This window comes from Blautia sp. ZXY-1-B12, assembly GCF_056339915.1.
In genome coordinates this window covers 1-1,887 of the sequence record NZ_JBWJVP010000315.1, presented here as the reverse complement: position 1 = coordinate 1,887, position 1,887 = coordinate 1, and the positions used below count along the sequence as shown (strand labels likewise).

Sequence of the window (1,887 nt, the reverse complement as noted above, 5' to 3'; positions counted from 1 at the left end):
GTTTCCGTTCTTCCGTTTGTCGCCACAACTCACGGTTGCTGTTCAAAAGTGATTGCCGCATGGTTTCAAACGTGACACAGAGCTGTCCCAGTTCGTCCTCGGACACGGCCGGAATGATAAAGTCCAAGTCATTCTGCATCATGCGATTTGCACCATCCATAAGAATAGCAAGTGGCTCTTTCAGCTTACAGCGATAGAACAGAGATGCAGTTAATATCAAAGCGACAATGAAGAATAGCATCGGCAAAACGAACTGAAAAATGACCAACGCATTTCTAACTGCGGTTGCTCCTGCTACCGGTTCCGGAAACTCTGTCTTTATTGTGGAATCTGCTCCAACGATAATTTGCACGCCAGATGGGGCAAATACTGCACTCAATTTTGTGCAGCCCACAAAAACAACAGCCGAAAGGCTTAATGCCAGCAATAGGTTGATGAGCGTCAGCGTGAACAAGGACTTTTTCAGGCTCATATTTTTTATCCATTCCATTTGTAACCCACCCCCCAAACTGTTTCGATATAACTGTGATGCGACAAGGCAGTAAACTTGCTTCGAATTTTTCGGATATGCTCCATAATGGTATCACTGTTGCCTTCGCCATCAAGTCCCCACACAGCTTCATAAATCCGTTCCCGGTCAAATACCTGCCCAGCGTTCAGTGAAAGCAGCTCCACAATGTCAAATTCCTTTTTTGATAAGTTGACAGGCGTTCCGTTGATAGATACCTCCCGTTTAGAGTAGTCGATCACCATTTCAGAGAAAAAGCGGAGTTCGGATTGCCTCTGCTTTCTGTTTTCCCGCCGCAAGTGTGCAGCGACCCTTGCGCCTAATTCATCAATGTCAAACGGTTTTATGATATAGTCATCCGCTCCAACCTGAAACCCTTTGATCTTATCGGCGGTTTCTATTCTGGCCGTCAAAAATAAGATGGGACAAGAAATGTGGCTGCGGATTTTCTCGCATACGGTAAGTCCGTCCATGCCGGGCATATTGATGTCTAGCAGTACAAGATCAGGATGGCAAGCCGCCTGTTTCAATGCTGTTTCGCCATCATACGCCGTATAGACCACAAAGCTCTGCATTTCAAAATAGCTTTTCAGCATATCAACGACGCCTTTTTCATCATCCACGATGAGTAGCTTTTCGTTCACAAATCAACGCCTCCTTTCGCAAGCATATAGTATCGCATGAAAATCTCAAAAATTTCTCAACTTTTTCGTTCTTCCATCAACAGGCTTTTCAGCGTCCTTTGGTATCAACCACATACGGCTGAATTTTGCAACACCCGGTATTCGGTTTTCTTCGCACAGCTTTTGAACCCGTCGTTCGGAAATGCCCCACTTTTTTGCCGCTTCTGGGGCAGAGATATATTCAAGCATTTTGCTATCCTCCCGTAAAAAATCCTTTGTCATTATTATATACGGTTAGCCGAATGATAGCAATACCGAGATATGAAATATAAAATGTATGTGGGTGATGTTGAATGGCAAAAGTGAAAGACTGCCCTGGCTTTGAAACCTTCGGTGCGGATGTAAAAGAAGCACGGAAGGCGAAGAACCTTGCACGAAAAGATTTAGCCGAAAAGGTGAACATTGATACCAGGTATCTTGCCAACATTGAAAACGAGGGCACGATCCCCAGCCTGCCTGTGATAATCTAGTTGATTAAAGTCTGCTGACTTTTCATCCCTTTCAACCCCTTACAAAAATCGGCATAATCAAGCCTATTGACCGGTATAATAACAGGTCTCCGCTGGCGCGGTTGTCATAACTCCGCAGCGTCGTTTTACTCGTGCGCCGCAGGGTTCCCCCAAGTCTTTAGGAGGCCGTGAGGAAGTATCTTTAAGCTCCCGTGCAGTCCTCGCGCCGGATGCTGTCACGGACATA

Annotated in this window: 4 protein-coding genes; 1 reads left to right on the top strand and 3 read right to left on the bottom strand. The window is 45.6% G+C overall.

Going from position 1 to position 1,887, the window contains the following annotated elements; translation table 11 throughout:
- The 3 genes from AC075L_RS21760 to AC075L_RS21750 form a co-directional block, all read right to left on the bottom strand.
- Positions 1–490, bottom strand: a 490-nt coding sequence (locus tag AC075L_RS21760) for a HAMP domain-containing protein (protein ID WP_476388205.1), incomplete at its 3' end; no start/stop codon positions are given.
- Positions 478–1,152, bottom strand: coding sequence for a response regulator transcription factor (locus AC075L_RS21755; protein WP_288674737.1), 675 nt, complete (start codon positions 1,150–1,152; stop codon positions 478–480). The genes AC075L_RS21755 and AC075L_RS21760, both read right to left, overlap by 13 nt.
- Before the next feature lie 45 nt (positions 1,153–1,197).
- A complete protein-coding gene (locus AC075L_RS21750) occupies positions 1,198–1,380 on the bottom strand; it encodes a helix-turn-helix domain-containing protein (protein WP_117761384.1) in 183 nt (60 codons plus the stop codon).
- A 104-nt stretch (positions 1,381–1,484) separates the two neighbouring features.
- Here AC075L_RS21750 and AC075L_RS21745 point away from each other — a divergent pair, with 104 nt between their 5' ends.
- Complete coding sequence (locus AC075L_RS21745) at positions 1,485–1,661, top strand: helix-turn-helix domain-containing protein (protein WP_004613379.1); 177 nt, start codon at positions 1,485–1,487, stop codon at positions 1,659–1,661.
- Positions 1,662–1,887 lie beyond the last annotated feature (226 nt).